Raw genomic sequence first — 6532 nt, 5'->3', positions numbered from 1 at the left:
TGGGCACCGCGCGTACTCATCGCCAACTCCAACCTGGTCGGGGACTGGGCCACCTGGCCCGAGTTCCGACGACTCGAGCAACTCGGCCTGACCATGTACGGGCAGATGACCGCAGGCTCTTGGATCTACATCGGCACACAAGGGATCCTTCAAGGCACCTATGAGACGTTCGCAGCAGTAGCCCGGTCGCTCGGCAAAGAATCGCTTACAGGCACTCTCACCCTCACCGGCGGTGCCGGTGGAATGGGAGGCGCGCAGCCCCTCGCTGTCACCATGAACGGCGGCGCAGTGCTCATAGTCGACGTCGACGAGACACGGCTCGCCCGCCGGGTAGAACGCCGCTATCTAGACGAATACACGACCGACATCGACGAGGCGGTCGCCCGGGTTATCGCGGCACGGGAGTCCGGCGAGGCACTCTCTGTCGGCTTGGTGGGGAACGCCGCCGTCGTGTTCCCCCAGCTGCTCGCACGCGGCGTGCCCATCGACATCGTCACGGACCAAACCAGCGCGCACGACCCGCTGGCCTACCTCCCGGCCGAAATTCCATTCGCGGCGTGGAAACAGGCAGCGACCGACGATCCCGCGGCCTTCACGGAAGCCGCGCGGAAGAGCATGGCTGCGCATGTGGACGCCATGGTGGGCTTTCTCGATGGCGGGGCCACGGTTTTCGACTACGGCAACTCTCTGCGTGCCGAGGCGAAGCTGGGCGGATCGGAACGAGCTTTCGACTTCCCCGGCTTCGTACCCGCCTTCATCCGCCCCCAATTCGAAGAAGGACGCGGACCGTTTCGATGGGTGGCGCTCTCCGGAGACCCGAAAGACATTGAAGCAACAGACGCAGCGGTGCGCGAGCTCTTCCCCGAAGACAAAGCGCTAGCACGCTGGCTCGACCAGGCGAAGGAAAAGGTGCAGTTCGAAGGGCTGCCGGCGCGCATCTGCTGGCTCGGATACAAAGAGCGGCACCTCGCGGGCCTGCGTTTCAACGAGATGGTCGCCAACGGCGAGGTCTCCGCTCCTATCGTGATCGGCCGTGACCACCTCGACTCCGGCTCCGTAGCCTCTCCATATCGTGAAACCGAGAGCATGAAAGACGGATCCGACGCGATAGCGGACTGGCCCCTGCTCAATGCACTATTGAACACGGCATCCGGTGCGACCTGGGTCTCTCTGCACCACGGTGGCGGGGTGGGCATAGGCCGGTCCATCCACGCTGGACAGGTAGTCGTCGCCGACGGAACGGCACTCGCCGCGGAGAAAATCGAGCGCGTGCTGACCAATGACCCCGGGACCGGGGTCATGCGCCACGTAGACGCGGGTTACGAGCACGCGGCAGACATCGCGCGGGAACGCGGGCTGCGCGTTCCCATGTGGGAGATTTGATGACCCTATTGACCGCACAGTCTTTGCTCGGCGAAATTGAAGACGTCGGACGAGATGAATGGCGCGGCGGATACTCGCGTCACATATTCACCGGCGCCGAGCGCGAACTCCGCGAGTGGTTCGTGGAACGCGCCGAGCGCCTCGGCCTCGGCATCGAAATCGACCGCAACTCGAACATGTGGGCGTGGTGGGGAACCCCTGGGCCGGATGCGGTGGTGACCGGCAGCCACCTCGACTCGGTGCCCGGCGGCGGTGCGCACGACGGACCGCTCGGAGTCGCTACGGCATTCGAAGCGGTATCGGCCCTCCAGTCCGAAGGATTCGAACCACGCCGACCGATCGCCATCGTCGTGTTCGCCGAGGAAGAGGGGTCACGGTTCGGAATCGCGTGTCTCGGATCCCGGCTGCTCACCGGGGACATCGACCCGGCACGCGCCGCGGCGCTGTCCGACTCAGACGGGCGGCTCTTCGGAGACGTGGCCTCGGACGCGGGTTTCCCTGATCTGGGGGCAGACCGTGCCTCACTTCGGCGCATCGGCGTGTTCGTCGAGTTGCACGTCGAGCAAGGGAAGGGACTGATCGGTCTGGACTCGGAGGTGGCTGTGGCGACATCCATCATGGAACACGGACGTTGGCGGCTGGACATCGAAGGCGAAGGCAACCACGCCGGCACCACCGACATGGCGGGCCGACACGATCCCATGATCCCGGCGGCCCAAACCGTGCTGGCCGCCCGTGCTATCGCGAATTCGACTGCAGGCCTGCGGGCTACCGTCGGCCGTCTCGAACCGCTTCCAGGCGGAACGAACGTGATCGCCTCCCACGTGCGCGCCTGGGTCGATCTTCGCTCGCCAGATCCGGGCAGTGCCCGAGCACGAATCGATCAGTTGCGAGCAGTCGTAGCCGAAGCAGCCGCCGACGAAGGGTGCATCGCTACGCTCACCGAGGAATCGTTCACCGGGGAGGTGCGGTTCGATCCGACGCTTCGGGACCGTCTGGCCGACACTCTCGGCGGTGTCCCACTGCTTGCAACGGGCGCAGGGCACGATGCCGGAATCCTGGCGGGCCACGTCCCGACAGCCATGTTGTTCGTGCGTAATCCCAGCGGAATCTCTCACGCACCCGCGGAGGCGGCGGACGATGCGGCGATCGTTGCAGGCGCCCGGGCCCTCACCGCCGCGCTGAAAGGGCTCTCATGAAAGTCTGGGCCGATCGCCTGATCAGCAACGGATCAGTCACGCGCGGGGTGCTTTTCGACGCCGACCCGAACGGCAGGGTGCTGACAAATCAGACCGGAGTCGTCCCACCGCCGGATGCCCTCCAGCTCGGCGTGGCCGTGCCCGGATTCGCTAACGCTCATTCGCACGCGTTCCATCGCGCGCTGCGCGGACGCACACACACCGCCGGTAATTTCTGGACCTGGCGGGAGACCATGTACAACGCGGCCAGCAGGCTCACGCCGCAAAACTATGAGCGACTCGCAACCGCTGTGTTCACCGAGATGGTATCGGCAGGGTGGACGACGGTGGGCGAGTTCCATTACGTGCATCACCGGACCGACGGGACCCCGTACCGCAGCCACGACATGGAGCGCGCAATCGCAACCGCTGCCCGAGGAGCGGGCATCCGCTTGGTACTGCTGGACACGTGCTACCTCGCCGGTGGGATCGGTGCCCCTCTCTCGCCAGAGCAGGAACGTTTCGGCGACGGCTCAGCATCCCGCTGGCTCGATCGATGGTTCTCTCTTCGTGACGCGCTTCAAGACGCAGGTCCGACGGTGACCCTCGGCGCCGCCGTGCATTCGGTCAGAGCCGTACCACCTGAAGGGATGCGTACGATCGCCGAAAACCTCCCCGTGGACGTGCCGCTGCATGTCCACCTCTCCGAGCAGGTGATCGAGAACGAGCAAACCCACACCGTCTACGGCCAGACACCAACGCAAGTGCTCGCAGATGCGGGGCTGCTCGCTCCCAGACTCACTGTTGTCCATGCCACGCATCTGGGCGGTTCTGACATCAGCATGCTCGGAGTGGCTGGCGTCGGCGCCGTTTTCTGCCCTACTACCGAAGCGGACCTGGGAGACGGGATAGGCCCCGGCCGCGAACTTGCCGATGCCGGAGTGCGGCTCGCCGTCGGCTCGGACCAGAACGCGGTGATCGACCCCTGGCTCGAACTTCGCGGACTGGAAGCCGGCGAACGACTCCACAGTCACGAACGCGGCCGCTTCTCACCAGCCGAGCTACTCGCGCTCGGTGCGGCATCCGGGTACAGCACACTCGGTTTGCCTGCCCCTGCAGAGCCCGGAGGGTTCCTCGATCTGGTGGAAGTGACCGAAGCCTCCGAGCGAAGCGCCGGAACACGCTGGGAGGAGCTCGCGATGACAGCGACTGCAGCCGATGTGACCCGTACCGTCGTCGGCGGGGTGAGCGTCGACGTCGACCGGCCGGCACTCGCCGCCGAGCTCCGTTCCTCGATCGCAGAGCTTTGGGGCGAGATCATTGACTGAACTCATCGTCGGAATCTCCGAACTGACCACCAACAGCGCCGAACTGGGGACAATTCGCGATGCCGCCGTGATCATCGAGGGCGACGAAATAGCCTGGGTCGGGTCCCGGCAGAACGCCCCGGCAGCGGATACACGCACGGACCTCGACGGCCGTGCGGTCCTACCCGGATGGGTCGATTCACACACACATCTACTGTTCGCGGGCGACCGCTCAGACGAATTCACACGCCGAATGGCCGGGGAGGACTACGAGGCGGGCGGCATCGCGTCTACCGTGGCAGCGACATCCGCGGCCACTGACGCAGAACTGCGGAAGCGCGCGTACGCGGCACGGGCAGAGGCGCTTGCATCGGGCACGACGTCCATTGAAATCAAAACCGGTTACGCACTCGACGTCGCCGGCGAAGCGCGCCTTGCACGTCTCGCCCGCGAGCTGACGGACGACGTGACCTTCCTAGGCGCTCACGTTGTGCCGCCTGGTGTCAACGCCGATTCCTACGTTGCCACGGTCATCGGCCCGATGCTCGATGCGGTACTTCCTCACGCGCGATGGATAGACGTGTTCTGCGAGCGAGGCGCATTCGACGAGGACCAATCACGCGCAATCCTGCACGCCGGATCGGCGGTCGGCCTCGGAGTCCGGGTGCACGGCAACCAGTTGGGCCACGGCGCAGGTGTCGCCCTAGCTGTCGAGTTCGATGCCGCATCTGTCGATCACTGCAACTACCTTTCCAATAGCGACATCGATGCGCTCGCCTCATCCCAGACAGTGGCAACACTCCTGCCAGCCTGCGATCTCAGCACTCGACAGCCATTCGCCCCCGCGCGGCAGCTGCTCGACGCCGGTGTCACGATCGCTCTGGCGAGCAACTGCAACCCGGGAACCTCATACACGACATCTATGTCCTACTGCGTCAGCACAGCGGTGCTGCAAATGGGTCTCACAATCCAAGAGGCTGTCCTCGCCGCGACGCTCGGCGGAGCCAAGGCGTTGCGGCGCGATAGCGGCCACGGACGGATCGGTCTGATCGAACCCGGCAGCCGGGCGGATCTTCAAGCACTCGACGCGCCGTCAATCACTCACCTCGCGTACCGGCCTGGCATGCTCCTCACCCGCAATGTATGGCACGCCGGCCAGACCATCGACTCACCGAACACCAAGACAATCCACCTTCTCCCCTCGAAAGACGAGACATGACCGTCACGCTCACCGGATACTCCCTAACCATCGACGAACTCCTCCGGGTCGCTCGGCACGGAGAGCAAATCGAGTTCGGCGCGGGAGTGCTGGAACGGATGCAAGAACATCGGCAGGTAGTCGACAACGTTCTCGAACGAGGCGACACGGTCTACGGGCTCAACACCGGCCTCGGAGTCCTCAAGCGGGCCCACATCCCCCGCGACGACATCGACGCATTCCAAAAACGCACGCTCGGGCTCCACGCCCTCGCCGACGGTCCACGGGTCGCCGGCGACGTAGGGCGAGCCCTCGTACTGCGTCACCTCAACGGCTTCGCGACGGGCGCCTGGGGCGTGCGACCGGATCTCGCCATCCATTTGCGGGACTATCTGAATTCAGGAGGTGCCCCAACCCCGCGCAGCGGCGCTTCGCTCCATGTGGGCGCGTGCCTCGCACTCGAGGTGCTCGGCGACTTCGTGCTCGCACCGAACGAAGCACTCGCGTTGTTGAACATGGGCGCCAGCGATGGCGCCCTCGGCCTGACACTTCACGACGCAACCGTCCTGATCGATGCGATGGAAGTATCCGCGGCATTATCGTTCGAGGCATTCGCCGGACAGAGCGACCATCTCCATCCCGCGGTAACCGGGGTCTTGCCGAAGACAGGGTTCTCCATCGCCGCGGATCGCATCCGCCGCGCACTCGCAGGAAGTTTCATCTGGGAGAAAGGCGCCGCACGCAACCTGCAAGACCCGGTCTCGTTCCGGGCGATCGCGCACGTACTGGGTGGGGTACGAGACGCCTTGAGCTTTGCAACAACGCAGATCGAGGCCGGGCTAAACGGAATGGCGGGGAACCCGATAGTCGTGGTCGAAGAGGATCGGATGATCTCCGCAGCGAACTGGGATGGGACCGCACTCGCCTTGGGAACCGACACCCTCACTCTGGCGCTCAAATCCGCCTACATGGGATCGCAGGAACGCTCCATCAAGCTGCTCGACGAGTTCTGGTCCGGGTTGCCGTCTGGGCTGACCGCCGAAGCGGCGGTCGGCGAGAGCGGACTCGCCATGTACCAGATGAACGCCAGCGGAAACGCGACACGCGCGGCCGAGCTCGCGATGCACATTCCGCTGCACGGCACGAGCACCTCTCAAGCAGAGGGAATCGAGGACATTTCCACGGGCCCCGACGTCAGTCGGCTGAAAGAGATGATTCAGATCGGAGTAAACCTTGTCGCCATCGAACTGCTGGTCTCGGCTCAGGCGGTCGAACTGCGCGGCTCGTCTCCCCTTGGAACGACGACAAGTGTCGTCTTCTCGAAGGTCCGCGCGATCGAGCCCTTCGTCCACGGCGGCGAGCCCATCGCTTCAGATCTCACGAGGCTTCGGGAGCTTATCCTTTCCGGACATGTCGGTACTTTAGCCACAAACGACTAGCCGACAGGGGAATCGACCTCCGCCGAC

The 6532-nt window shown here is 64.7% G+C and carries 5 protein-coding genes; all 5 read left to right on the top strand.

Features of this window, described 5'->3' with window-relative positions; genetic code table 11:
- On the top strand, positions 1 to 1383 hold a 1383-nt coding region (locus tag ACLQ6X_RS07910; RefSeq protein ID WP_411699628.1), incomplete at its 5' end, for a urocanate hydratase.
- Positions 1371 to 2582: an allantoate amidohydrolase gene (locus tag ACLQ6X_RS07905; protein ID WP_411699627.1), complete on the top strand. Its 1212-nt coding sequence runs from the start codon at positions 1371 to 1373 to the stop codon at positions 2580 to 2582. The genes ACLQ6X_RS07910 and ACLQ6X_RS07905, both read left to right, overlap by 13 nt.
- Complete coding sequence (locus ACLQ6X_RS07900) at positions 2579 to 3889, top strand: formimidoylglutamate deiminase (RefSeq protein ID WP_411699626.1); 1311 nt, start codon at positions 2579 to 2581, stop codon at positions 3887 to 3889. Before ACLQ6X_RS07905 ends, ACLQ6X_RS07900 begins: the two co-directional genes overlap by 4 nt.
- Positions 3882 to 5087, top strand: a complete 1206-nt coding sequence (hutI, locus tag ACLQ6X_RS07895) for an imidazolonepropionase (RefSeq protein WP_411699625.1) — start codon at positions 3882 to 3884, stop codon at positions 5085 to 5087. The genes ACLQ6X_RS07900 and hutI overlap by 8 nt, the downstream gene beginning before the upstream one ends.
- A complete protein-coding gene (locus ACLQ6X_RS07890; protein WP_411699624.1) occupies positions 5084 to 6505 on the top strand; it encodes an aromatic amino acid lyase in 1422 nt (473 codons plus the stop codon). Before hutI ends, ACLQ6X_RS07890 begins: the two co-directional genes overlap by 4 nt.
- Positions 6506 to 6532: the final 27 nt, after the last annotated feature.

It is taken from the genome of Conyzicola sp., assembly GCF_046714715.1.
Classification (GTDB): domain Bacteria; phylum Actinomycetota; class Actinomycetes; order Actinomycetales; family Microbacteriaceae; genus Conyzicola.
This window is presented reverse-complemented; position numbering and strand designations above follow the sequence as displayed.